The sequence below is a fragment of the Polynucleobacter sp. 30F-ANTBAC genome (genome assembly GCF_018882385.1).
Classification (GTDB): domain Bacteria; phylum Pseudomonadota; class Gammaproteobacteria; order Burkholderiales; family Burkholderiaceae; genus Polynucleobacter.
In genome coordinates, this window is the sequence record NZ_JACVON010000002.1 from 429,665 (window position 1) to 453,574 (window position 23,910).

A 23,910-nucleotide genomic window follows, 5' to 3' on the forward strand; every position below is an offset into this window, starting at 1 on the left:
TAAAAATTACAATAGCTAGTCCTAAAAGACGATGTTATGTTTTCTTAAGAATTCTAAATTCAATCCAACGAAATTTTTAGTTAAGCATATGAATAATCTTTCTGCACAATGGAAGCCACACCGAACCAAAAAGAGTCTTGGTCTTGTTGTTGTTTTGCACATTGTTTTTGCATTTCTTCTGGCTTTTAGCTTGGCAAGAAAGTCTATTGATATGATGCAAAAACCATTGGAAACTAAAATTATCGATGAGGTGAAAGAGATCCCTAAGGATAAACCTCCACCTCCAAAGAATTTACCGCCGCCACCGCCACCGCCTCCAATGATTGCAGCTGAAGTGAACGTGAACGTTGCTTCTTCAGGTAATGCTATTACCGTGAACCCAAATACTGCGCCTGTCATTGATGCGGCTCGGAGCTGTTCTAAGCCAGAGTATCCGGCAGCAGCGAAACGCCTAGGCGAAGAAGGTGTTGTGACATTAAGATTTTTGGTTGGCATCGATGGCAAGGTGGTCGAGAGTGCAATTCAAAAATCAAGCGGGTATGCTCGACTTGATGAGGCCGCGAGAAAAGCTCTTAGTTTGTGTTCATTTAGACCTGGAACCCTTAATGGTAAGTCGGTTCTAGCCTGGGGCAGCATGAACTACGTTTGGCGTTTAGATTAATTTTATTAAATGTAATAAGGGGTTGATATGTTGAGTTTTAAATGGTTTCAAAGGAACTTGCTAGCGATGATGTTGGCGTTGGCAGTTGTTTCACCTTTAACTTATGTTCAAGATGTTAGTGCGCAAGCCACGCAAGCTGTGTCTGCTGATACACCACAGCCACCTCCTATGCCAGCGCAAAAAATTGAAGTAGAAAACCCATATGGTCTAGGTGCAATGATCAAGCAAGGTGACGTTGTTTCAAAAGTTACATTGCTTATCTTGGTCATCATGTCTGTAATGACATGGTATGTTTTCTACACCAAATTTAAAGAACAGAAAAAAGTTTTATTGGTCACTGAGCAAGCATTAGAGTCAGTTGATGCAGCTAAGGAACTAGGATCTGTTATCTCCAATCTTCCTGAAGATAATGCCTATACCTATATTGCAAAAATAATAGACGGTGCTGCTAAAGATCGAGACGGTAAAGTTGGATCTGAGCTTGATAATTACTCATGGCAAGGATTTGCTTCACAGAAGGCTGTTGAAGTTGTTCAAAATAGAATGCAAGACGGCCTAACAGTTCTTGCAACGGTTGGATCTACTGCACCTTTCGTTGGATTATTCGGTACTGTTTGGGGTATTTACCATGCTCTAACAGCAATCGGAGTTTCTGGTCAGGCATCCATTGATAAAGTGGCTGGCCCAGTTGGTGAAGCATTGATTATGACTGCGATTGGTTTGGCAGTGGCTGTTCCTGCTGTATTGATCTATAACTGGCTTGTTCGTCGTAATAAGTTGGTTGCAGAAAGTATTAAGTTGTTTGCTAATGGTGCTAACTTGATTGTTATGCGTCAAGCTGGTCGTAAGTAATTAGAGGAGTTAGCCATGGGAATGAGTTTAAATGAGGCTAGTCACGAAGATGAGGCAATTTCAACCATCAACACAACGCCCCTTGTTGATGTGATGTTGGTGCTCTTAATCATCTTTTTGATTACGATTCCAGTTGCAATTCAAACCCATGGAGTACAACTTCCAAAAGACTCCAATGTGGCCAGAGAGTCTAAATTTGGTGATGTGAATATTGCAGTTAATAGCAAGGGCGATGTTTTTTGGAATGATCTTCATTTAAAAGAAAAAGCCGATCTTGTTGAAAAGTTAAAGCAAGTTTCTGTTCTTACACCGCAACCAGAAGTTCATATTCGTGGAGATCGTTTCACAAAATATGAAAGTATCGGTAAGGTGATCGTTGCTTGCCAGAGAGCTGGCATTGCCAAAATAAGTTTTATTATTGAACCTCCTCCAAAAGGTTGATAGAGGGTAAATTATGGGAATGAATATTGGATCCGGTGGTTCATCAGCTGAACCAGAAGTATTGATTGATATCAATACAACACCGCTAATCGATGTGCTTTTAGTTTTGTTAATCATGTTGATTATCACAATTCCAATGCAATTTCATGCTGTCAATATGAATATGCCAGTTGGAACTCCTCCAACACCTAAGGCGCCTCCTGTTATTGTCAAAATTGATGTTAGTAAAGCAGGTGAAGTCAAGTTGGATGGTAAGGTTTACGGACCTAGTGATTTGGAGATGAAGTTCAAGAGTATGGCTAGCGAAGCGAATCAGCCTGAAATTCATCTTCGTCCAGATGGTCAATCTAGTTATGAAAGTGTTTCTGGCGTGATGGCTGCTGCTCAACGTCAGGGTTTAACTAAAATTGGAATTGTTGGTAATGAAAAATATTTTTAATTTTGAATTTAACAAAATGCCCCAAATCTTTTTTGGGGCATTTTTTTTATCTTTAGCATTAAATACTTCAGTGGTATTTGCTCAAGAAAAGAATTTAGCAGAGCATTTAAAAGATGTTCAAAGTTATGCTGATCAAAAGAAATATCCTGAAGCGTTGCAGTCAATAGAGGCAGCATTCAAGCTCGGTGGCATGAAGCCTGAGTCATTAGGTAAAGCTCATGATATGGCAGCGTATTTTGCCTACCAATCAAAAGATTACGAGAAAGCAATATCTCATCAAAAAAAGAGCATTGAGCATTTCTCCGGCAAGCCTCAAGCGGAAAGCCAGCTGCTTTTATTAGCTGATTCACAAGTAAAACTTAAAGATTTTGATGGGTACACAACGACATTGCAGCAGTTAGTTCAGTTTTTTCCTCGAAAGGAATATTGGTCTGATTTAATTCTTAGAGTTAGTAAAAAACATCAATTTAGTGAGGCAATGCAATTAGAGGCATTTCGATTGCAGCGTGAGGTTGGCGCTTTATTGGAGGAGGCTGATTATATTGAGATGGCCTTGATGTCTGATAAGGCTGGCTTCCCAGCAGAGGCCTTTGCGATTGTTAAAAGTGGCTTTGACTCTCAAAAATTAGGCGTTGGGCCAAAGTCTGCTAGTCATAAGCAACTAAAAAATTCTTTGGAGAAGAAATCAGTTGAGGATAAAAAATCACTCAACACCGCATTAGAAGAGCGTGCCAAGAAAATGACGGATGGTTTTGCTTTGCATAATGTAGGCTTCAATTATGCTTTGCATGGTGAAATGACCAAAGGCCTAGAGTTGATGGAGTTAGCAAAATCAAAACCTAACAAGAAATCATCAGAAGCCTTGTTGGAGTATGGTTTAGCGGCATACTGGGCTGGTGATATTCCAAAAGCAAGAAGCATTTTTTCATCTATTAGTGGCCCTACAGGAGCTTCTGAGTTAGCTAAGTTGTGGAATATTTATCTCAGTCAATCAAAATAGAATGAACCAGACTCACTCAAAAATAGATTATCGATCAGCTCTTATTGGAGCGGCTTTGGTTTCGGCAATTGGTGGCTTACCATTCAATGTATTGCCGCAAATTATTAATTCAGTTTTTATATATTTTAAATTTAGCCCTGAACAACTTGGTTACTTTGGATCTTCTTATTTGGGAGGCTACTGCCTCGCTACCTTAAGTGCTCCTCTCTGGTTAGAAAAGTTGAATTGGAAAAAACTAACATTGCTTGGTATTGGGCTATCAATTGCTAGCTTTGTATTAAGTGCCAATTTAACTGGTAATGATGTTTATCTTATTTATCTTACCTGGGCGATTATTGGTTTTTTTGCTGCAACCATGACATGTCTTGGGATGCGGGTTGCTTCAGCATTGGATGATAAAGAAAAGGCTCTTGGCACTCGGCAAGCAATAGAGTTGATTTGTGCCGCGGGTGTCTTCTTTTTGATGCCTTATGCTATCAATCAATATAGTTATCCAGGGGCCATTGGTTTGATGGTCTTGGTTTATATTGTTTTGAGTTTCAGTGTCTTAAAGTTGCCGACAGATGCTTCCAGAATTGCCCATCAAAGTGAGCAGGATTTGGGTATTACTAGAATTAGTCAAGCAGGGTGGTTGGGACTGCTTACTTTTATTGGTTTTGCAGTGGGGCAGATTGGTATTTGGGCATTTCTGGGTCAATTTGCCGTTATTCAAGGTATCTCAGAGTCTCAGATATCTTTTGTTTTAGCCGTTGTCAAAGTTCTTGGAGCTGTATCAGCATTGTCCGTTGGCTTAATTGGTGCAAGATTTGGCCTGAAAATCCCTCATGTCATTTCTTTCCTTGGGCTTGCTTTGGGTTTGTATTTATTGAGCATGTCAGGCGGTCTTGTAACCTATGCCGCTGGCGCATGGATTTGGGAATTCTTCTTGACGGTCAGTTGTGTATATCAAACTGCTGCTATTGCTAGATCTGATCGAAGTAATAAAGCAATTATTTTGGTTCCGGCAGCCTTTGCATTTGCTGGAACTCTGGGTCCAGCCATAGCTGGGCACTTGGTGTCTAGTTATGGTTATATGTATTTACTGATTTTTGCAACAATAACAGCGTGTATTCCCATGATGTATTACTCATCAAGAAAGCTCTCAGTCGAGTAAAGCCCTGAGAGCTTAGCCGCCCCAGGAGGATACTTCCATGCCTCCATCAACATCTAAAATCTTGCCAGTAATCCATTTGGCAGCAGGAGATGCTAAGAACACTGCAGCATTGGCAATATCTTCGGGTTCTCCAATTTTTTGTAAAGGTATAAATTTGGTCATACCTTTTTCAATTTCTGGGGTTAGGACTGAAGCTAGTGCATCTGTCCTAATGGGGCCTGGTGCAATAGCATTCACTCGTATGCCTTTAGCGCCAAAGTCCTGAGCTAGTTGTCTAGTTAATTGATCGAGTGCTGCTTTAGCTGTTCCGTATGCTGAAAAGTGAGGTTGAATTAGTCTTCCTGCAGCTGACGATATATTAATGATGCAACCTGCTTCTGATTTTTCAAGATATGGCAGGCTATGTTTAATAAATGCATAGGCAGTTGTGACATTAAATTTTAAGTAATGATCAAAATCTTTAACGGATAGTTTTTTGATTGAGTTAGGTCCTCCGCCTCCTGCATTATTAATGAGGATATCTATACCACCCAAAGACTCTACAACTTGATTGACTGCTGCAATTCTTGCATCGTCATCTAGGACATCTGCACTGATTGCAATACTTTGACGGCCTAAATTTCTGATCTCTAAAGCAGTTTCTTCAACATCCTGCAACGTTCTTGCAAGACAGGCAACGTTGGCCCCTGCCTTGGCTAGTTCTATGGCTATCGCCTTACCAATTCCTTTGCCTGCCCCAGTAACTAGCGCAACCTTATTCTCAAGCTGATTCATCTGCTTATTCATCCCAAAGTGGGGGTAATCCTGGGTCAGTAGCCAGGATGACTCGTTTTAATAATGATTTCATGGCAAGCGTATCTGTTTCGCCAATATTTTCAGAAAGGTGTGCTTCAACCTGGTTGGCAGCTTTAACAAATTCTCTACCAGCAACAATACCTTCAGACGTTAGGGAAAACAGGTCATTGATATTTTGAACCAAGCCTAATTGGCTTAGTTTCATTAGATTATCTTTATTGACATCACCAATGTAATGTAAATATTTATTCAGGTCTTGCAGGTTCAACTGTGAGCGAATCATCAGTGTGGAAATAATGAAGAAATCTGACTCGTCAATACCGTATTTTGTATAAACAACTCTCATCCTAGCGAGCATTTGGTAGTGAGCCCTACCTAGTAGATACCCTAACAGGTCTTCACTGTAGGGTGAACTGTATTGAGTTGTGCTGTTACTTAATTTGGTATTTGTCTTCTTTGTAGGGATTGCGTAATTACCTGAAGCATAAGCAATAGGGGGGCGATCACTCTTATCAAAGCCTAAAACCTCGCCAACAAAAATGATGTGGTCTCCACCATCATATTCAAAAGCTTTTTTACATTGGAAACGTGCTGAGCAGTTTGTTAGTAATGGCGAATCGCTAATGCCCGTATCTAATTCAAGACCAGCAAACTTGTTCTCTCCGGCCTTTGCAAAGCGATTGGATAGGTCTTCTTGCTCCATAGACAAGACATGAACGTTCCAATGGCTTGATTGACTAAACGAGCCTAAACTATGGGCAGTGCGTGCGAGACTCCATAAGACTAACGGCGGGTCTAGAGACACAGAACTAAAGCTGTTAGCGGTAATGCCTACAGGCTCTCCAGTTGGGGATCTGGTGGTAATAATTGTCACCCCAGTGGTGAAAGCCCCTAATGCCTGTCTAAGGGCTTTTGGGTCAATTTGAACAGTTTTATCATTCATATGAATTCTTACAGTAATTAGGCGATTTTAGGTAGTTTCCGTACCTGAGACTATGGTGTCATCGTCTGCCTGGACGATGACACCAGGTATTCAACTTAACATAATTTAAGGTATAAACGGATAAGTGAGGGTGATATGAATATCTGCCAGCTAGGATATGTTGTTGTTGAGCATCAAGAGTTGACTCAATGGGCTGATTATGCCGAAAATGTATTGGGAATGGCCGTCAATCAGCCAAATAATGACACTTTGCATGTCAAAATGGACGAAAGACCTTATCGGTTTTTGATTGTTAAAGGTAACTCTAATTGCTACCAAGCTTCTGGTTGGGAGTTGCCTGGAAAAGAAGACTTTGATGCTGCTTTAGCCGAGTTAGATCATTTAAAGATCAAATATACCCATGGAGATCAAGCTTTAGCTGACAGTCGTATGGTTCAGCAGCTGATCTATCTTTCTGATCCATCGGGCAATAGACATGAGTTATTTTGGGGGCATAAATCAGACTTTTTAAGATTTATATCACCTGTAGGTGTATCTAAGTTCCTCACTGAGTCCTCAGGTATGGGGCATACCGTCCTTCCTGCTCCTAAATTTGAAGAGACTTTAGACTTTGTTACTAAAGTACTAGGCTTTGGGATTTCAGATATTTTTAATTTCAGGCCGGATCCTGCAGCGCCAGCCATTCCAATTTATTTCTTCCATTGTAAAAATTCGCGTCACCATAGTTTGGCCTTGGCAGCATTCGATGTGCTATCTAAGTGTGTGCATGTGATGGTTGAGGTTGAGTCGATGGTTGAAGTTGGATACGCCATGGATAGAATGAAGAAATATGACACAAAGCTCTCTGCTACCCTTGGTCAGCATACCAATGACCGAATGATTTCTTTCTATATGAAAACCCCAACAGGATTTGATATTGAGTATGGCTATGGTGGTTTGGAGTTGGATTGGAAGGATCACTCGGTCCATGAATTTACGACAGTGAGTTTATGGGGTCACGACTTTAGTGTGGGGCGTTGATCATTATGAATAAAGTAAATACAGCTTCAGAAGCCATATCGCTTATTAAAGATGGTATGACAATTGGTATTGGTGGTTGGGGTCCTAGACGTAAACCAATGGCTCTTATTAGAGAGATTTTGAGAAGCCCCGTCAAAGACCTAACTGTTGTGACATATGGTGGCCCTGATGCAGGTCTACTTTGTGCAGCAGGTAAGGTTAAAGAACTTATTTATGGATTTGTTTCTTTAGATGCTATACCTCTAGAAGCTCATTGGCGTCGTGCACGTGAAGCTGGAAGTTTTAAGGCAGTTGAGTTGGATGAGGGTATGTTGCACTGGGGCTTAAGAGCTGCTGGTATGCGTTTACCATTTTTACCAACTCGATGTGGTTTGGGAACTGATGTTCTCAAACATGCCAATATTAAATTGGTTAAATCACCCTATGATGATCAAGAAAATCTAGTTGCAATGCCTGCGCTTAATCTTGATGTAGCACTCATTCATGTTACAAGAGCAGATCGTTTGGGTAATACTCAAACATTAGGCGCCGATCCATTTTTTGATGATCTTTTTGCAAGAGCAGCTCAAGCAACTATCGTTTCATGTGATGAATTAGTTGAGCGAATGGACCATAGTTATTCATCCGATGCTGATAAGAACTTATTCGAAAGAAGTTTGGTTAAATCCGTTGTTCATACGCCTTGTGGTGCACACCCAACTATTTCAGCACCAAATTACGGTTGGGACATGGCGCACCTGAAAGAATATAGCGGTTTTGCTGAACAAGATGACGGTTACCAAAAATATTTCGAGGCTTATATTGCCTCAGGTGAGAACGCTTATCTTGAGAAAAATGGCGGTCTTGAAAAAATTAATAAATTAGCTTTACCATCTTTTTAAGGGAAAAAATGAGTACAAATTTTTCTTTGGCAGAGTTAATGATATGCGCAGCATCAGAAGTTTGGCGTGGTAATGGCGAGGTTTTAGCCAACGGCATTGGTCCGGGGCCAAGATTGGCTGCTTCAATTGCTAAATTAACTCATTCGCCTGAATTAATGATGACGGATAGTGAAGCTCGCTTAATTGAGGAACCTGTGCCATTGGGTCCTAAATCGGGACCATTGGCGGGTTATCAAGCTAAATATTCTGGGAATGCAGATTTCTCAAGAATTTTTGATATTGTTTGGCGCGGTCAGAGGCATGTCATGATTGGGCCAACTCAAGTAGATCAATATGGTCAGACGAATTTATCCTGCGTTGGGTCGTATGAAAAACCAAAAACTGCAATTTTGGGCGTCAGAGGTTTGCCAGGAAATAGTATTAATCACAAAAACTCTTTCTTCATGCCGAATCATAGTAAAAGAAGCTTTGTATCTGGTCAGGTGGATATGGTTTCTGGGGCAGGCTACAACCCGGAGCGTTGGCCAAATGGCGAATATCCAGTGGGCATGGAATTAAATACGATCATTACTAATTTATGTGTCATGAATTTTGGCGGACAAAATAAATCAATTCAAGTTGTTTCATTGCATCCTGGTGTAAGTTTTGAGCAGGTGCAATCAGAAACAGGTTTTGAATTAATGAAGTCTCCTGATATGCATGAAACTCCAGCTCCAACTAAAGAGCAACTAGAGCTTATCCAGCATTTAGATCCTCATCAGTTTAGAGCTTCAATCATTAAGGGCAATCCAGCGGGGAGCGCCAGAGAAAGTTAATTAGTTAGCATATTTACTGGGTTGAAAATTGTGAGTGATGAAAATATGGTTGGGCCTTTAGTTACACGAAATGATGAATCTCAGTATGAAACTGATGAACCAGTTTTATATGAAGTGATAAATGGTGTGGCAGTTATTCGCATGAATAGGCCAACATTTAATAACGCTCAAAATTCACAAATGACCTATGCATTGGATGCTTGTTTTAGAAAAGCAGTGGATGATGACTTGGTTAAAGTCATTGTTTTAAGGGGTGAAGGAAAACATTTTTCTGCTGGTCATGATATTGGTACGCCGGGTAGAGATATCAATAAAGAAATGCCTCGCGTCAGCATGTGGTGGGATCACACGAATAAACCTGGTGGTGAGTTCTTGTATGCTCGAGAGCAAGAAGTCTATTTGAATATGTGTCGCAGATGGAGAGACATTCCTAAGCCAACCATTGCAATGGTTCATGGTGCTTGTGTTGCTGGTGGTTTGATGTTGGCATGGGTTTGCGATTTGATTATTGCCTCTGAGGAATCATTTTTTCAGGATCCAGTAGTCAGAATGGGTATACCGGGAGTGGAGTATTTTGCACATCCTTATGAGTTAAATCCAAGAATTGCTAAAGAGTTTTTATTTTTAGGTGGACGCATGGGGGCGCAACGTGCCTATGAGATGGGGATGGTTAATCGAGTAGTTAAACTTGATGAGCTTGAAAAAATCACCTATGAATATGCTCAAAAAATTGCCGAGCAACCAAGAATGGGTTTGGCTTTAACTAAGCAGGCAATTAATCACGTTGAAGATTTGGCTGGTAAACGTCAAGCAATGGATGCGGTATTTGCTTGGCATCATTATGCGCATTGCCATAATGAATTAGTTTCTGGCAATAATTTGGGCGGGTACGACGCCAAAAAAATGGTAAAGACCAATAAAAAAGAAGCGGATTCACAATCATGAGCGCTCCTTCATTCATCGCAACTGAGTTGACGAAAAAGCTGGGATGTAAATATCCAATTGTGCAAACTGCGATGGGGTGGGTATCTGATGCAAACTTAGTCAGTGCAACCACAAAGGCTGGAGGCTTTGGATTTTTGGCTGGAGCTACGATAGAGCCTGATCAGCTTGAAGGTGAAATCAAAAAAGTTATTGAGGCCACGGGTTCTAATAACTTTGGTTTAAATTTTCATATGTTTCAAGAAAATGCAGCCCAATGCATTGACTTAGCCATTAAGTACAAATTAAAAGCTGTCAGCTATGGCCGCGGCCCTAATAAACAAACGATTCAACGCTTCAAAGATGCAGGGGTTTTATGTATTCCTACTGTAGGTGCTGTAAAGCATGCAGTGAAGGCTGTTGAGTTGGGCGCCGATTTAATTACTATTCAAGGTGGAGAAGGTGGCGGTCACACTGGTAGCGTACCCTCTTCTATTCTTTTGCCACAAGTTTTAAGTGCTGTAAATGTGCCTGTCATTGCTGCTGGTGGTTATAGCACTGGTAGAGGTTTAGCTGGTGCATTGGCATCTGGTGCAGCCGGTATTGCAATGGGTACTCGTTTTATGATGACCAGTGACTCGCCTACACCAGCACTAACCATGAAGAAATACTTGGCTGTTAATGATGTTGATGACATCAAAGTAACTCTTGCAGTCGATGGTTTAAGGCATCGAATGATTGAAAATGATTTGGTTCGGTCGCTTGAAAAATCTAGCCCTTTGAAAAAATTATTCATCGCTTTATTGAGTGCTTGGAAGTGGAAAAATCAAACCGGCATGACAACTCAGCATATGGTTGGTGTTTTATTTAAGGCGATTAAAGATGATCCCGCGACCCTTTCGCAAGTCATTATGTCGGCCAATCAACCTATCCTAATACAACGTTCAATGGTGGATGGGCGCCCTGATGAAGGACTGTTGCCATCTGGGCAGGTTGCTGCTGCAATTGAAAAAGTTTTGAGCTGTGAAGAGTTGATTCAAGAAATCATGCTTGAGGCCAATACATGCTTAGACGAACTATATAAGAAGTATCAATCAGGAGTTTAGAAATGAGTGCACCATTTAGTACGGTAGTTCATGCGAGCGGCGTTATGGAGTTGGTCATTAATCAACCACCAGTGAATGCGCTTAACTCTGCCGGGTGGCTTGGGTTAGCTGCTGAAATTGAGGCTTTAGGAAAGAATCCTATAACTAGAGTGATTGTTATTAGAGCTGAGGGCAAGGGATTTTGCGCCGGTGTTGATATTAAAGAGTTGGATGCCGATGACAGTCTCATTACTGAAGTCAATCGCGGTAATTATGAAACCTTTAAAGCCATTCATTTAAATCCTGTGCCAGTTGTTGTTGCAGTTCATGGATTTGTATTGGGCGGTGGTATTGGTATTACCGGTGCGGCTGATATTGTTGTGGCCTCAGAGTGCGCCACTTTTGCACTGCCAGAGGTTGATAGGGGTGCCATGGGTGGAGGTGCGCATCTTCAGAGATTATTCCCAGTGCAAAAGGTTCGCTATATGTTCTTTACTGGTGAGAAGGTAACTGCCGCACAAGCTGATCGCTATGGATTTATTGAGAAAATTGTCCCCAAGGATCAGCTAAGAGGAGCTGCGCTTGAAATTGCAGAGAAAATTGCGCTGAAAAGTCCAACGATGATCCGTTTAGCCAAGGAAGCATTGAATGGTGTGGAAGATGGCAATCTTGAGAGTAAGTACCGTTGGGAACAAGGATTTACGATGCAAGCCTATATGAGCCCAGATTCATCAGAAACTAGACGTGCATTTGTTGAAAAGCGCGAAGTTAAATTTTAATCAAAATTACCTCTTTTATAAATTATGAACCTTCAATTTACAAAGTCACAGCAGGAATTTAGGCAAGAAGTTAGAGCTTGGCTTGCAAAAAATAAGCCAAAAAATAATTTCGAGAGCTACGATACCCAGGATGGATTTAATCAGCATAAAGAGTGGGAGGCTGTTTTAGCTGAAGCTGGTTATAGCATGGTGACATGGCCCAAAAAATGGGGAGGTAGTGACCGTGATTTATTTGATTGGCTCATTTTTGAAGAGGAATATTACGCATCTGATGCGCCATTTAGGATTAATCAAAATGGCTTATTACTTTTAGGCCCCACTTTGATGGAGTTTGGAACTGATAAGCAAAAAGAAACAATCTTGCCAAGAATGGCAAGTTGCCAAGATATGTGGGCTCAAGCATGGTCTGAGCCTAATGCCGGCTCTGATATGGCTGCTATTCGTTCAAAAGCGGTTAGACACGGAGATGGATACTTAATTAATGGGCAAAAGATATGGTCTACCAGAGCCCTATTTGCTAATTGGGCATTTGGAATTTTCAGAACTGATCCAGGTTCAGAGCGACATCATGGCTTAACTTACATCATGGTGCCTCTTGATGCTGAGGGCGTCACAATCAGACCCATACGAGCATTAAATGGCAAGGCTGCCTTTGCTGAAATATTTTTTGATGATGTTTTTGTCCCTGAGGACTGTTTGATTGGTGAAGAAGGTCAAGGTTGGCAGGTTGCAATGGCTACTGCTGGTTTTGAACGCGGTTTGCTCCTAAGATCGCCGGCACGCTTTCAGAAGACTGTTCAAAAACTGGCCTCTTTGGCTAAGTCAGATATCAGAAGATTGGAAGATGATCCGGTCTTATTTGATAACTTGTCATCAGCTTGGATGGATAGCCAGGCTTACATGTTGAATGCATATAGAAGTGTTAGTCGTTATCTCAGCGGAGTTTCGATTGGTGCTGAATCAAGCGCTAATAAAGTATTTTGGTCAGAGATGGATCTGGACATGCATACGCTAGCAATGAGAATTTTAGGTTCGGAGGCTGAAATATTGCCTGATTCAAATTATTGGTCTAATTCAGGTGTGGATCCAGATCAGTGGCTGGATGGCTTTTTATTTTCTCAAGCTGGTCCAATTTATGCAGGTTCAAATGAGATTCAGAGAAATATCATTGCAGAACGTTTGCTCGGTATGCCGCGTTAATTGGGAATATAAAAATGAATTTTAATTTTACTGATGATCAATTAGTTTTTAGAGATGTTGTTAGAAAATTTCTAATGGTCGAGGCTGCGCCTGAAGTATTGCGGGAGATATGGGCTGGTGATGCAGGGCGATCACCCGACTTAAGGAAAAAGTTCACGGAACAAGGCTTAACATCTATATCTGTAGCTGAAGAGTTTGGTGGTCTTGGTATGGGCGATATTGACTGGTGTTTGATTCACCAAGAGCTAGGCTATTTTGCTATCCCAGACTCGTTGATTGATACAGCTTATATATCAGCCGGCATCTTTTCTGACCTATTGCAAAAGAACCCTTCTAACGCCTCCTTTTATCAAAACTGGCTTACTAAAATCGTTGATGGGTCCGCTCGAATTGCGATATCCCATCCAATCAACCCGCTAGTGTGCGATGCGGCAATTGCTGACTTGGTGATTGTTTTCACTAATGACGAAATACATATCGTTCCAAGAAAAGATTATGAGGTAGATCAAAGCCATTCCATTGATTTATCGAGAAGGTTGTACGCCATGAAGTGGACGCCTACTCAGGACTCATGTCATTTAAAGGGACCTGACGCTACAGAAATTTCTGATAGAACTCTAAATCGTGCAAATTTAGCAATTACTGGCCAGCTACTAGGATTGTCGCAAAGAATGTTAGACGCATCCATTGATTACACATCTAACAGGAAGCAATTTGGTAAGGCAATAGGATCATTCCAAGCGGTTAAGCATCACCTTGCAGATGTTGCTATTCAACTAGAGTTTGCTAAACCAGTTTATACAAGAGCTGCTTATAGTTTCGTTAATCAACAGCCCTTGAGTTCAATTAATATTTCTCACGCCAAGTTAGCTGCAGCAAAAACTGCTTGGTTATCTGCCAAACAGGCGATACAAGTTCATGGCGCTATGGGATACACCTGGGAAGTTGATTTACAAATGTTTATGAAGCGAGCCTGGGCCCTTGATGCTAGTTGGGGAAATCGCGGCTTCCATAAAAAGAGAATTTCTCAATGGATGCTTTCAGACGGCGTGGATTTAAGTCCAGCTAATAACTTTCAAGGTAATTGATGAACCAAGCTTATATTGTTGATGCGCTCCGTACACCTACGGGGAGAAGAAAAGGTTCGCTTGCTGAAGTGCATGGGGCTGATTTAGGTGCACATGTCATTAGAGAATTAGTGAATCGTAATGCTATTCCATCAGAAGATTATGACGACGTCATTTTTGGTTGTGTGGATACTATTGGATCTCTTGCCGGGGATATAGCTCGAACTTCTTGGTTGGCAGCGGGTATGGCCATGCACGTGCCTGGCACAACGGTTGATAGACAATGCGGGTCCTCACAGCAAGCCGTACATTTTGCAGCTCAGGCTGTGATGAGTGGAACCATGGATGTTGTATTGGCTGGTGGTGTTCAGACAATGACGAAAATCCCAATTTCCTCTGCCATGTTGGCGGGGCAACCGTTAGGTTTTAGTGACCCATTTTCAGGAAGTCAGGGTTGGAAAGCGAGATTTGGGGATTCACCAGTCAATCAGTTTTATGCTGCCCAAATTATTGCTGATCATTGGAATTGCTCGAGAGAAGATTTGGAAGAATTTTCTTTAGAAAGTCACCGTCGCGCATTAAATGCGATTGAAAAAAAATATTTCGAGAGAGAGATATCACCTATTAATGGGCTCACTGTTGATGAAACTCCACGTATAACAAGTCTGGCAAAAATGGCTGAATTAGAGCCTGTTATGCCTGAGTATGAAAAAATTACAGCGGCAGTATCAAGTCAAACGTGTGATGCTTCTGCTGCCTTGTTAATTGTTTCTGAAGCAGCTTTAAAAAGATACAACTTAACTCCGCGAGCTCGAATTGCTCACATGAGTGTATTGGCTGATGATCCTATTTGGCATTTGAGGGCTCCCATTCCGGCCACATTCAAGGCGCTAAAAAAATCAGGGTTTAAGTTGGATGATATTGACCGAGTTGAAATCAATGAGGCTTTTGCATCCGTAGTGATGGCTTGGTTGAAAGAGACTGGATATTCTCATGAGAAAACCAACGTCAACGGTGGCGCCATTGCCCTTGGACACCCTCTGGGTGCTACTGGTGCAAGATTGATGACAACTCTGCTTCACGAGTTAGAGCGATCCGGTGGTAAATATGGTTTGCAAACGATGTGTGAAGGTGGTGGGCAAGCCAACGTAACAATTATTGAGCGTTTATAAAAGGTTTTAAAGATGAATTTTTGCAAAGATAGAGTCGTCATCATTACAGGCGCAGGTGCTGGACTAGGAAAGGCATATGCTCTTGAGTTGGCTAGTCAAGGTGCTAGTGTCGTAGTTAACGATATTCGCTTGGAGGCAGCACAAGAAGTGGTTGCTGAAATAGCCGCTCTTGGTGGCCGTGGCCTAGCTAATGGTGATGACATTACAACGATAGCCGGCGCAGAAAAAATTGTTCGTGCAACGGTTGACCAATTTAATACAGTTCATGCTCTTGTTAATAATGCAGGCGTTCTTCGTGACAAGATGTTTGTTGGGTTAACTGAAGAAGATTGGGATATGGTTGTTCGTGTACACATGCGCGGACATTTCTGTTTAGCAAATACATTAGCAAATTATTGGCGAGACCTTTCTAAGGCAGGAAATCCTGTGGATGCGAGAATTATTAATACAAGCTCAGGTGCGGGATTACAGGGATCGATAGGTCAGTCAAATTACGCAGCAGCCAAAGGTGGCATAGCTACTTTAACTTTGGTGCAAGCTTCAGAGTTGGCGAGGTATGGGATTACTGCCAACGCCCTTGCTCCTGCGGCGAGAACAGCAATGACCTTAGCTGGCATGCCAGATCTTGTTAAGAAACCAGAGGATGGTAGCTTTGATCATTATGATCCAGCAAACGTGGCAAGTTTTGTAGCTTGGTTAGTGAGTGAATCTTCCAAGCATGTGAGCGGTCAAATATTCGAAGTTGATGGCGACAGAATTTGTATCTGTGAAGGTTGGAAGTCTGGTCCTGCATTGAAAAAAGGTGGGTCACGTTGGGAAAGTACTGAGTTGACAGCGGTCGTTGATCAATTAATCAAACAATCTAAACCCGCTCAAAAAGTATGGGGAAGTTAAGGTATTTATGATGATTCAAGTTCCTAAATATGTCGAAGGACATCAACTTGCTAAAGGCAAGTCAGTTTTAATTACAGCTGCTGCTGGTGCGGGTATTGGGTTTTCTGCGGCAAAAAGGTTTGCCGAAGAGGGTTGTCGCTCTTTATTTATCTCCGATGTGCATCCGAAGAGGCTTGAGGCTGCTGTTGAGGCGATTAAGTCAGAAACTGGCTTAACTGAAGTTCACAGCATGCTCTGCAATGTGGTGGTTGAGTCAGAAGTTCAGGCGCTTGTTGCTGCTGCTGAAAAAGCCATGGGTGGAGTAGATATTTTAATTAACAATGCGGGCCTTGGCGGCGAGAAAAATGTCGTGGATATGCTTGATGAAGAATGGTTGAGAGTCATTGATGTAACCCTCAATGGAACTTTTCGAATGACAAGAGCCATGTTGCCATATATGCAATCTCGTAAGAGTGGTGTGATTGTTAATAATGCCTCTGTTCTTGGTTGGAGAGCCCAAAAGGGTCAAGCCCATTATGCTGCTGCTAAAGCTGGCGTGATGGCATTGACCCGTTGCAGCGCTTTGGAAGCGGCTGAGCATGGTGTTCGTATTAATGCAGTTTCTCCATCCATTGCGTTGCACGAGTTCTTAAAGAAAGCATCAAGTGAAGATTTATTAAAGCAATTGGCTAGCAAAGAAGCTTTTGGGCGAGCAGCTGAAGTTTGGGAGGTCGCTAATGTGATGGTGTTCTTGGCCAGCGATTATGCTTCATACATGGTTGGTGAAACTATCTCAGTTAGTTCTCAGCATGCATAAAGATATACCAACTGTTTTTTCTTGCGCTGATGATGTCATTCAATCCGTTGATAAAGAATTGGGCGCAAGTGATTGGCTTTTAATCGATCAAGATCGAATCAATCAGTTTGCCTCCGCGACTGGTGATCATCAATGGATCCACGTTGATCCAGAAAAAGCAAAATCGGGTCCTTATGGGACAACTATCGCCCACGGCTATTTAACACTCTCATTGGTGAATTATTTTTTACCTCAAATAATTCAATTGAAAAATTTAACAATGGGAATTAATTATGGCGTTGATAAAGTTCGTTTCCCTCTGCCAGTTAAGTGCGGCTCAAAAATTAGAGGTGTTGCTAAAACGATGTCAGTAGATGTCATTAGTGAAAAAGCTGTACAAGCGACTATTAGAGTGACGGTGGAGATTGATGGCGAGGTTAAACCTGCCTGCATTATCGACACCATTAGTCGATATTATTTTGAATAATTAAAGGAATTCTCATGCGTGATGTTGCAATTGTTTCTACAGCTCGAACTGGAATTGGTAAAGCCTTTAGAGGGGCTTTAAATGATACTGAGGCTCCAGTAATTGGTGGGCACGTTATCAAGGCTGCCATCACCAAGGCAAAGATAGATCCTGCTTTAGTGGAGGATGTAATTTTAGGAATTGCAGCTCAGCAGGGAACTCAAGGTTATACAGTCGGCCGTTTATCGGTTTATACCGCTGGTTTGCCTGATAGTGTTCCAGGTATGTCTCTAGATCGTATGTGTGCATCCGGACTGATTGCTATATCAAATGCAGCAAAAGATATTATGGTGGGTGAGCGTGACGTCCTTGTTGCGGGCGGGCTTGAGTCAATTTCATTGGTCCAAAATAAATATAAGAACGCTTATCGTGCTCAATCAAAGGCTGTGCTAGATGTGTATCCTACCGCCTATATTCCAATGATTGAAACTGCTGAACTTGTCGCTAAGAGATATAACATTAGCCGATCAGAGCAAGATGAATATTCTTTCTCAAGTCAGCAAAGAGTAGCTGCTGCACAAGCTAAAGGCTTATTTGATGATGAAATCGTTCCAATTACTGTTGAGCGCCAATTGTTTGATAAAGAAGGTCAAGCTTTAGGTAAAGAAAGTGTTACCTTGTCGAAGGATGAAGGTAATCGTGCAGATACCACTTTGGAAAGTCTCGCGAATTTAAAGCCTATCTGGAAAGATGGGCAATGGGTTAAGCAAGGCGAGTTCATAACTGCTGGAAATGCTTCTCAATTATCTGATGGTGCATCTGCCTCTGTTTTGATGTCAGCCAAAATGGCTGCTGATCTTGGTATTGAGCCGCTTGGCTTTTACAGAGGATTGGCGCTAGCTGGATGTCCTGCTGATGAAATGGGCATTGGACCAGCCTTGGCGATTCCCAAACTCTTAAAAGCACACAACTTAAAAGTTTCCGACATTGGTTTGTGGGAAATCAATGAAGCATTTGCTTCGCAAGTTATTTACTGCAAGAAAGTATTAGGTATTTCAGACGATAAGTTAAATGTGAATGGTGGAGCTATTTCAATTGGCCATCCATTTGGCATGTCTGGCTCCAGAATGGTTGGGCATGCTCTGCTCGAAGGTCGCCGTCGAGGTGTTAAGTATGTCGTAGTGAGCATGTGTATTGGTGGAGGAATGGGGGCAGCGGCCCTATTTGAAACGAATTAACCTAGGCTAAATTAGCGCTGGACTATACTAATAAAAAATGGCGGAATTTTGACTAAGAAGAAATTATCTTTAAATGAGTATGCGGAAATCGTAGAGTCGATCTACGACGCCGCCATGCAACCTAAACACTGGGTGGCATGCCTTAACTCAATTAGAGAATTACTTGATGCTAATTTTGCCACCTTAATCATTCGCCCGGTTAACCATTCAGACCCTGGTTTGATGGTTAATGCGGGTCTCGACTCCGATCACGGTGGTGGTTTTGTGACTGCCCTTGAGTGGTACAGCAATCTTAATAGCCCATTTGTTAATCTGCCCGTTGGAAAAATTTTCACTGTCAACGACATCATGTCTGAAGCCACATGGAAAGAGTCAGATTACTATAAACAGTGGTGCGAACCTCGTGGTGTCCATCACGTGATGGGAATCGATTTAGAAACCAAGGATCGAAGCGGTTATAAATTAAGGGTTACGCGCTCAATTGGTCGCGAAATGTTTAATCAAGATGCTAAAGACATTTGCAGCATGCTGATCCCGCATTTATCTAAAGCACTCTATATCCAGTCTAAATTAGATACGAGTGAACAATTAAAGCAGTTGTATAGCCAAGCCATTGGTAGCTTATCGGTTGGAACGGTAACAGTTGACCAAAATGGCCGAATCATGAGTTCAAACACCATTGCTCAGGCATTACTGCAAACATCCGATGGTCTTAAAAACTCAGGTGGTCGCTTGCATGCAGTCAATGCAACCGAGAATAAAGAGCTGACTAAAATTATTAACGATGCTTTGTCTCCCAAAGAAGATCTTAAAAATAGCTCTGGGGTGTGGGCTATGTCGATTTCAAGAGCAATGGGGCATCAGAGCTTAGGAATTATTATTCAAAAATTACCGATCCAGTCATGGTCGGGAAGTAAGAATCAACCAAGCTTGGTTATTTTTATTAGAGATCCAGAAATTAAGACACAGGCACCTGCCAAGATTACCCAGCAGTTATTCCACTTCACGCCAGCAGAAGCTACTTTGGCCATAGAACTTGCCAATGGCTTGTCTTTGGATGAAGCTGCTGAATTACTGAATATACGAAGGAATACAGCTAGAGCGCACTTAAGATCGATTTTTGCTAAAACTGGGGTACGAAGACAGACTGAGTTGGTTCGATTGTTGCTCAACAGCGTGGTAGCCTTGGGACAGACTTCCACGCCGATGGATACATTTGATATCGATATTTAAAAGTCTTTTTCTGCAAGGGCTTTTTTATAGCCTTTAATATTAAGCGCCAATATGATGGCAGATAAGAATGCAGTGCAAACAATAACAACCATCGCATATCTTAGGGCTTCGATTTGGTAAGTGCTTTCAAATAGATCGCTCAGAACACCCACAATAATCGGACCTATGCCCATACCAGCGAAGGTAAACGCTAGTAAAAAGAAAGCATTTGCAAAAGCACGATTGGTTGATGGAATCAATTGGCTAATGGCTGCCATATTGGGGGCGATCCACCATGTTGTAAAAAACCCATGGATCACTGCAAAAATAGCTGCCGTAGGAACAGCAACAGCACCTACTTGGAAAAGCGTATCTGCTGGCCATAAAAAGTAAGCAATACCGGCAGGTGTTGCGATCAGCAAGCCAACTGCTGGTACCCCGATTTGCCAACCGCTATCTTTTGCCGCTAGATAGTCTGTTAGCCAGCCTGAGAAGACGGTTCCAAGCATTGCTCCAGCAACGGCTACTAAACCTAATAAAAGACCTGCAGCTTGGACGGTCATGCCATGTGATCTCATTAAGAAGCTTGTTCCCCATATACCTACGGAGTAAGCCTGTAAGGCCGCAACAGCACAACCCAAACAAATGCCCGCATATGTTTTATTTTTCAATAGAGATTTAACGTTACGCCATATCGGTTCTTGAGGTTGTTTTGCTTCAGTCTTTTGTGCAACGTCCCATTTCCCTCTGGTTGGTTCTTTGACGGTGAAGTAAATGAGTAAGCCAAGCAAGATGCCAGGTAAACCAACAGCCAGGAATGCGGCGCGCCAACCGTATTGATAGGCTACCCAACCACCAAATGCCATACCAATGAGGGCGCCAATATGAGAGCCAATGGACCAAACGCCTATGGCAAAGGACCTACGTCTTGGTGGGTACAAGTCAGCGATCATTGAAAGAGATGTAGGGGCAGAGCCTGCCTCGGTGACAGCCACTCCAATACGGGCAAAAGCTAGGTGTGTGAATGTCACTGCAGCGCCGCACAACATGGTCAATGCGCTCCAAGAAACGCAGTAAATCCCCATTAACTTTGATCGACTGTACTTATCGGACAGTCTTCCCATAAATAAGCCCATAACAGCGTAAAAAAGAGCAAAAAGAAGTCCTGAAACAAGTCCTAAGACTGTATCGCTGACCCCAAACTCCGCTTTAATTGGCTCGATCAAGACATTGATGATATTTCTGTCAACATAGTTAAATACATATGTAAGTAACAGTAAAAGTAAGGTGTAGTGGGCGTGAGCCGGAATTTTGTTGGATTGTGAGTCAATGTCTGACATATATACACTTATTAGTTATGGTTATCGAAGGATGAACTTCTTATTATTGGGACTCATCGTCCATTCAGACGAAGCAAATTTCCCTATCAACCCTTAATTTAGCATCTCATAATAGATAACTTTAAACAAATGAGTTTTTCATACATTCCCTTAAAAATCAAAGATTTAATCAACGAAACAGCTGATAGTAAGTCTTTGGTATTTTCTATCCCGGACCAAAGTGAAGGGGGTTTTAGTTATCAACCAGGTCAGTTTTTGACCTTGAGAATTCCTCGTGGCACTGGTTTTGCCCCGAGATGTTATTCGTTAGCCAGTTCACCCTTTACAGATTCAGATCTAAAAGTATCTGTGAAACGGGTTCAAGGTGGGCACGCATCCAATTGGATCTGTGACACTTTAAAAGTAGGTGATGAAGTGGAGGTCTTGCCTCCTGCAGGGATTTTCACACCTCAGAATTTAAATGGCGATTTCATTTTATTTGCTGGCGGTAGTGGAGTAACTCCGATTATGTCGATCTTGAAGTCTAGCTTGAGTCAAGGTCTTGGCAAAATCAAAGTGTTCTACGCGAATAAAGATAAAAATTCTATTATTTTCAAAGAAGAACTCGATCGCTTATTGGAGCAATATGATCAGCGCTTAGAGATTCATTATTGGTTAGATGATGTGAATGGTTATGCAACGGCTGATTCTATAAAAAGCTTTTTACCAGCGCAGGTAACGGGTGAAATATTTATTTGTGGTCCAGGCCCTTTCATGAGTTTGGTCGAGAATACATTGCTCGATTTGAATATTGATTCAAACCTCATTCATGTTGAGCGATTTATATCGCTACCCGATGAAGGGGCTTCAGTTAAGCCCGTTTTAAGTGATGGTATTTCTTATCACTTAAAGGTACTTCTTGATGGGGAAACTCATGATATCGAGGGCTTGCCTAATGAATTTTTACTGGATGCCATGTTGAGAAATGGTGTTGTTGCACCTTATTCATGTCGAGAAGGCGTTTGCTCTTCATGCATGTGCAAAGTAGAAGTGGGTGAGGTCAATATGCTCACCCAGGATTGCTTATCCGATAAAGATAAGGCGGCCGGTTGGGTTGTGGCTTGCAAATCTCTTGCCACCACTGAACATCTTGTTGTGAAATTTTCTTAAGAGATTAAATGAGCCCATTAACTAGCTTTTCAGTTTTATTAGACGCCGCAAAAAAATGGCCCAATAAGGTTGCAGTCTCTGAAAATGATAAAAAAATCACTTATTCAGAATTGCTAACCCTTACAGTTCGTGTAGCCAGTGCATTGAGAACGCTTGGCGTTGTTCCTGGAGATAGAGTCGCTTTATTGGCTCCCAATAGTATTGAATGGATTTATGTTGCCTTAGGTATTCATGCGGCGGGTGCCGTTTTATTGCCAATTAATACGAGGATGAAGTCATTTGAAATTAATGACATTCTTGAGAGAAGTGGTTCAAAGGTTTTATTTTGCGCCAATGGATTTTTAGATAATAATTTCGCCGAAATCGTATCTGCTAATAAGCCAAAATCATTAAAGCATATTGTGAGTTGGAGTTTTGCTTCTGGCTCACAGACCTCTACTGCACCTTCTGAAATTCTTATGAATCATTTGTTGGCGGGGGTCAGTCCAAAGGACATGGTCGTTGTCCAGTTATTTGCCGAAAAAATTGAGGCGGATAGTTGCTCTGATTTGATGTTCACATCAGGTACAACAGGATCTCCCAAAGGGGTTCTTTCATCCCATCGTCAAAACATTCAAGCCTTTACTGAGTGGTCAAAGGTGGTTGGTTTAACAAGTGATGATAAATATCTTATTGTTAATCCGTTCTTCCATGCTTTTGGATATAAGGCTGGTTGGCTGTCAGCGATTATTAGAGGTGCTTGCATTTATCCAATGGCAACATTTGATGTTCATAAAGTGCTGCAAATTATTCAGGATGAGCAAATAAGTTTCCTTCCAGGTCCGCCAACGTTATTCTTCAGCATGATTGAGCACGAGGGGTTGAGTGACTTTGATATTAGTAGCCTGAGAGTTGCAGTGACCGGCGCAGCGACTATTCCTCCTAGCTTAATTAGAGATATGAGGGATATTCTTAAATTTAACATTGTCACCACTGCTTATGGTTTAACGGAATGTAGCGGGGTTGCTACTGTTTGTGACCCTAAATCGAGTGATGAAACAATTGCTAATACCAGTGGAAAAGCACTTCCCGGCGTTGAGCTGAAATGTGTTTGCCCTGATGGTACAACGGCTAATGTGGATGAGCCAGGTGAAATTTACATTCGTGGCTACAACGTGATGCAAGGCTACTTTAATGATCCTCACGCCACCCATGAGGCAATTGATGATGAAGGTTGGTTGCATACGGGAGACGTTGGTGTGCTTGACTGCGATGGTAATTTGAGGATTACTGATCGGTTAAAAAATATGTATATTTCTGGCGGGTTTAATTGTTATCCTGCAGAAATAGAAAAAATAATGCTGATGCACGAAGGCATTGCACAGGTTGCTGTTATTGGCATTCCGGATGAAAGAATGGGTGAAGTAGGCAAGGCTTTTGTTGTATTAAAACCAGACGTCTTCATGGTTGAAAAAGATTTATTGGATTGGTGTCGGATGAATATGGCCAACTATAAATCGCCAAGAATTATTCAGTTTATTTCCGAGTTGCCACTTAATGCTGCTGGTAAAGTTGCAAAAGAAGAGTTAAAGAAAAGCGTAGTTTCACATTAATTGTTAAGGTTAATAAAAGG

25 protein-coding genes are annotated in these 23,910 nt (G+C 41.8%); 22 read left to right on the top strand and 3 right to left on the bottom strand.

The features are described 5' to 3' along the window. Positions 1-88 precede the first annotated feature (88 nt). The 6 genes from ICN28_RS07710 to ICN28_RS07735 are packed head-to-tail and all read left to right on the top strand — an operon-like array spanning position 89 to position 4,546. Positions 89-661 carry an energy transducer TonB gene (locus ICN28_RS07710; protein WP_216287560.1) on the top strand — a complete coding sequence of 191 codons (573 nt, stop codon included), beginning with the start codon at positions 89-91 and terminating at the stop codon, positions 659-661. A gap of 27 nt (positions 662-688) precedes the next feature. After that, positions 689-1,513: a MotA/TolQ/ExbB proton channel family protein gene (locus ICN28_RS07715; RefSeq protein ID WP_216287561.1), complete on the top strand. Its 825-nt coding sequence runs from the start codon at positions 689-691 to the stop codon at positions 1,511-1,513. A gap of 15 nt (positions 1,514-1,528) precedes the next feature. After that, positions 1,529-1,954 (top strand): biopolymer transporter ExbD, encoded by a 426-nt coding sequence (locus tag ICN28_RS07720; protein WP_216287562.1) that lies wholly within the window; start codon positions 1,529-1,531, stop codon positions 1,952-1,954. A 13-nt stretch (positions 1,955-1,967) separates the two neighbouring features. Continuing rightward, positions 1,968-2,393 carry a biopolymer transporter ExbD gene (locus ICN28_RS07725; protein ID WP_216287564.1) on the top strand — a complete coding sequence of 142 codons (426 nt, stop codon included), beginning with the start codon at positions 1,968-1,970 and terminating at the stop codon, positions 2,391-2,393. Next, positions 2,377-3,393 (top strand): tol-pal system YbgF family protein, encoded by a 1,017-nt coding sequence (locus tag ICN28_RS07730; RefSeq protein ID WP_216287570.1) that lies wholly within the window; start codon positions 2,377-2,379, stop codon positions 3,391-3,393. The genes ICN28_RS07725 and ICN28_RS07730 overlap by 17 nt, the downstream gene beginning before the upstream one ends. A 1-nt stretch (position 3,394) precedes the next feature. Then, entirely contained in the window at positions 3,395-4,546 is a 1,152-nt protein-coding gene (locus tag ICN28_RS07735; protein ID WP_216287571.1) for an MFS transporter, read from the top strand. Between the two features lie 12 nt (positions 4,547-4,558). On the opposite strand, the gene ICN28_RS07740 is transcribed toward ICN28_RS07735, so the two are convergent. Beyond that, positions 4,559-5,320, bottom strand: coding sequence for an SDR family NAD(P)-dependent oxidoreductase (locus ICN28_RS07740; protein WP_255536186.1), 762 nt, complete (start codon positions 5,318-5,320; stop codon positions 4,559-4,561). Between the two features lie 4 nt (positions 5,321-5,324). After that, the gene (locus ICN28_RS07745) at positions 5,325-6,284 is read right to left on the bottom strand and encodes a flavin reductase family protein (RefSeq protein ID WP_216287573.1); all 960 of its coding nucleotides are present in this window, start codon (positions 6,282-6,284) and stop codon (positions 5,325-5,327) included. Between the two features lie 135 nt (positions 6,285-6,419). Here ICN28_RS07745 and ICN28_RS07750 point away from each other — a divergent pair, with 135 nt between their 5' ends. From ICN28_RS07750 to ICN28_RS07815, 14 genes are read left to right on the top strand one after another with little or no spacing between them, the layout of a single operon-like run. Next, positions 6,420-7,304: a VOC family protein gene (locus ICN28_RS07750; RefSeq protein WP_216287575.1), complete on the top strand. Its 885-nt coding sequence runs from the start codon at positions 6,420-6,422 to the stop codon at positions 7,302-7,304. Between the two features lie 5 nt (positions 7,305-7,309). After that, complete coding sequence (locus tag ICN28_RS07755) at positions 7,310-8,185, top strand: CoA transferase subunit A (protein WP_216287577.1); 876 nt, start codon at positions 7,310-7,312, stop codon at positions 8,183-8,185. Positions 8,186-8,193: 8 nt separating this feature from the next. Further along, positions 8,194-9,000 (top strand): CoA-transferase subunit beta, encoded by an 807-nt coding sequence (locus ICN28_RS07760; RefSeq protein ID WP_216287579.1) that lies wholly within the window; start codon positions 8,194-8,196, stop codon positions 8,998-9,000. Between the two features lie 45 nt (positions 9,001-9,045). Beyond that, on the top strand, positions 9,046-9,945 hold the full coding sequence (locus ICN28_RS07765) for an enoyl-CoA hydratase (protein WP_216287581.1): 900 nt from the start codon (positions 9,046-9,048) through the stop codon (positions 9,943-9,945). Then, positions 9,942-11,027: a nitronate monooxygenase family protein gene (locus ICN28_RS07770; protein ID WP_216287583.1), complete on the top strand. Its 1,086-nt coding sequence runs from the start codon at positions 9,942-9,944 to the stop codon at positions 11,025-11,027. Before ICN28_RS07765 ends, ICN28_RS07770 begins: the two co-directional genes overlap by 4 nt. Before the next feature lie 2 nt (positions 11,028-11,029). Next, positions 11,030-11,785 carry an enoyl-CoA hydratase family protein gene (locus ICN28_RS07775; protein ID WP_216287585.1) on the top strand — a complete coding sequence of 252 codons (756 nt, stop codon included), beginning with the start codon at positions 11,030-11,032 and terminating at the stop codon, positions 11,783-11,785. A gap of 24 nt (positions 11,786-11,809) precedes the next feature. Then, on the top strand, positions 11,810-12,985 hold the full coding sequence (locus tag ICN28_RS07780) for an acyl-CoA dehydrogenase family protein (protein ID WP_216287588.1): 1,176 nt from the start codon (positions 11,810-11,812) through the stop codon (positions 12,983-12,985). Positions 12,986-12,999: 14 nt separating this feature from the next. Continuing rightward, positions 13,000-14,073, top strand: a complete 1,074-nt coding sequence (locus ICN28_RS07785) for an acyl-CoA dehydrogenase family protein (protein ID WP_216287590.1) — start codon at positions 13,000-13,002, stop codon at positions 14,071-14,073. Beyond that, positions 14,073-15,224, top strand: a complete 1,152-nt coding sequence (locus tag ICN28_RS07790; protein WP_216287593.1) for an acetyl-CoA C-acetyltransferase — start codon at positions 14,073-14,075, stop codon at positions 15,222-15,224. Before ICN28_RS07785 ends, ICN28_RS07790 begins: the two co-directional genes overlap by 1 nt. Positions 15,225-15,236: 12 nt before the next feature. Continuing rightward, a complete protein-coding gene (locus ICN28_RS07795; RefSeq protein WP_216287595.1) occupies positions 15,237-16,118 on the top strand; it encodes an SDR family oxidoreductase in 882 nt (293 codons plus the stop codon). 10 nt (positions 16,119-16,128) lie between these two features. Further along, positions 16,129-16,914 carry an SDR family oxidoreductase gene (locus tag ICN28_RS07800; RefSeq protein WP_216288193.1) on the top strand — a complete coding sequence of 262 codons (786 nt, stop codon included), beginning with the start codon at positions 16,129-16,131 and terminating at the stop codon, positions 16,912-16,914. After that, positions 16,907-17,380, top strand: coding sequence for a MaoC family dehydratase (locus ICN28_RS07805; RefSeq protein WP_216287596.1), 474 nt, complete (start codon positions 16,907-16,909; stop codon positions 17,378-17,380). Before ICN28_RS07800 ends, ICN28_RS07805 begins: the two co-directional genes overlap by 8 nt. Positions 17,381-17,394: 14 nt before the next feature. Continuing rightward, a complete protein-coding gene (locus ICN28_RS07810; RefSeq protein WP_216287598.1) occupies positions 17,395-18,597 on the top strand; it encodes an acetyl-CoA C-acyltransferase in 1,203 nt (400 codons plus the stop codon). A 48-nt stretch (positions 18,598-18,645) separates the two neighbouring features. Continuing rightward, positions 18,646-19,830, top strand: a complete 1,185-nt coding sequence (locus ICN28_RS07815; RefSeq protein WP_216287599.1) for a helix-turn-helix transcriptional regulator — start codon at positions 18,646-18,648, stop codon at positions 19,828-19,830. On the opposite strand, the gene ICN28_RS07820 is transcribed toward ICN28_RS07815, so the two are convergent. Further along, positions 19,827-21,149: an MFS transporter gene (locus ICN28_RS07820; protein WP_216287602.1), complete on the bottom strand. Its 1,323-nt coding sequence runs from the start codon at positions 21,147-21,149 to the stop codon at positions 19,827-19,829. The two genes, ICN28_RS07815 and ICN28_RS07820, sit on opposite strands and share 4 nt — an antisense overlap. A 129-nt stretch (positions 21,150-21,278) precedes the next feature. On the opposite strand from ICN28_RS07820, the gene ICN28_RS07825 reads away from it, so the two are divergent. Together ICN28_RS07825 and ICN28_RS07830 are read left to right on the top strand one after the other, a co-directional pair. Further along, entirely contained in the window at positions 21,279-22,298 is a 1,020-nt protein-coding gene (locus ICN28_RS07825; RefSeq protein ID WP_216287604.1) for a ferredoxin--NADP reductase, read from the top strand. Between the two features lie 8 nt (positions 22,299-22,306). Continuing rightward, the gene (locus ICN28_RS07830; RefSeq protein WP_216287606.1) at positions 22,307-23,890 is read left to right on the top strand and encodes an AMP-binding protein; all 1,584 of its coding nucleotides are present in this window, start codon (positions 22,307-22,309) and stop codon (positions 23,888-23,890) included. Positions 23,891-23,910 lie beyond the last annotated feature (20 nt).

Excerpts from the sequence above, each read along its gene's own strand:
- ICN28_RS07710 (WP_216287560.1), top strand. The coding sequence starts at position 89 with ATGAATAATCTTTCTGCACAATGGAAGCCACACCGAACCAAAAAGAGT.
- ICN28_RS07715 (WP_216287561.1), top strand. The coding sequence starts at position 689 with ATGTTGAGTTTTAAATGGTTTCAAAGGAACTTGCTAGCGATGATGTTG.
- ICN28_RS07720 (WP_216287562.1), top strand. The coding sequence starts at position 1,529 with ATGGGAATGAGTTTAAATGAGGCTAGTCACGAAGATGAGGCAATTTCA.
- ICN28_RS07725 (WP_216287564.1), top strand. The coding sequence starts at position 1,968 with ATGGGAATGAATATTGGATCCGGTGGTTCATCAGCTGAACCAGAAGTA.
- ICN28_RS07730 (WP_216287570.1), top strand. The coding sequence starts at position 2,377 with ATGAAAAATATTTTTAATTTTGAATTTAACAAAATGCCCCAAATCTTT.
- ICN28_RS07735 (WP_216287571.1), top strand. The coding sequence starts at position 3,395 with ATGAACCAGACTCACTCAAAAATAGATTATCGATCAGCTCTTATTGGA.
- ICN28_RS07740 (WP_255536186.1), bottom strand. The coding sequence starts at position 5,320 with ATGAATCAGCTTGAGAATAAGGTTGCGCTAGTTACTGGGGCAGGCAAA.
- ICN28_RS07745 (WP_216287573.1), bottom strand. The coding sequence starts at position 6,284 with ATGAATGATAAAACTGTTCAAATTGACCCAAAAGCCCTTAGACAGGCA.
- ICN28_RS07750 (WP_216287575.1), top strand. The coding sequence starts at position 6,420 with ATGAATATCTGCCAGCTAGGATATGTTGTTGTTGAGCATCAAGAGTTG.
- ICN28_RS07755 (WP_216287577.1), top strand. The coding sequence starts at position 7,310 with ATGAATAAAGTAAATACAGCTTCAGAAGCCATATCGCTTATTAAAGAT.
- ICN28_RS07760 (WP_216287579.1), top strand. The coding sequence starts at position 8,194 with ATGAGTACAAATTTTTCTTTGGCAGAGTTAATGATATGCGCAGCATCA.
- ICN28_RS07765 (WP_216287581.1), top strand. The coding sequence starts at position 9,046 with ATGGTTGGGCCTTTAGTTACACGAAATGATGAATCTCAGTATGAAACT.
- ICN28_RS07770 (WP_216287583.1), top strand. The coding sequence starts at position 9,942 with ATGAGCGCTCCTTCATTCATCGCAACTGAGTTGACGAAAAAGCTGGGA.
- ICN28_RS07775 (WP_216287585.1), top strand. The coding sequence starts at position 11,030 with ATGAGTGCACCATTTAGTACGGTAGTTCATGCGAGCGGCGTTATGGAG.
- ICN28_RS07780 (WP_216287588.1), top strand. The coding sequence starts at position 11,810 with ATGAACCTTCAATTTACAAAGTCACAGCAGGAATTTAGGCAAGAAGTT.
- ICN28_RS07785 (WP_216287590.1), top strand. The coding sequence starts at position 13,000 with ATGAATTTTAATTTTACTGATGATCAATTAGTTTTTAGAGATGTTGTT.
- ICN28_RS07790 (WP_216287593.1), top strand. The coding sequence starts at position 14,073 with ATGAACCAAGCTTATATTGTTGATGCGCTCCGTACACCTACGGGGAGA.
- ICN28_RS07795 (WP_216287595.1), top strand. The coding sequence starts at position 15,237 with ATGAATTTTTGCAAAGATAGAGTCGTCATCATTACAGGCGCAGGTGCT.
- ICN28_RS07800 (WP_216288193.1), top strand. The coding sequence starts at position 16,129 with ATGATTCAAGTTCCTAAATATGTCGAAGGACATCAACTTGCTAAAGGC.
- ICN28_RS07805 (WP_216287596.1), top strand. The coding sequence starts at position 16,907 with ATGCATAAAGATATACCAACTGTTTTTTCTTGCGCTGATGATGTCATT.
- ICN28_RS07810 (WP_216287598.1), top strand. The coding sequence starts at position 17,395 with ATGCGTGATGTTGCAATTGTTTCTACAGCTCGAACTGGAATTGGTAAA.
- ICN28_RS07820 (WP_216287602.1), bottom strand. The coding sequence starts at position 21,149 with ATGTCAGACATTGACTCACAATCCAACAAAATTCCGGCTCACGCCCAC.
- ICN28_RS07825 (WP_216287604.1), top strand. The coding sequence starts at position 21,279 with ATGAGTTTTTCATACATTCCCTTAAAAATCAAAGATTTAATCAACGAA.
- ICN28_RS07830 (WP_216287606.1), top strand. The coding sequence starts at position 22,307 with ATGAGCCCATTAACTAGCTTTTCAGTTTTATTAGACGCCGCAAAAAAA.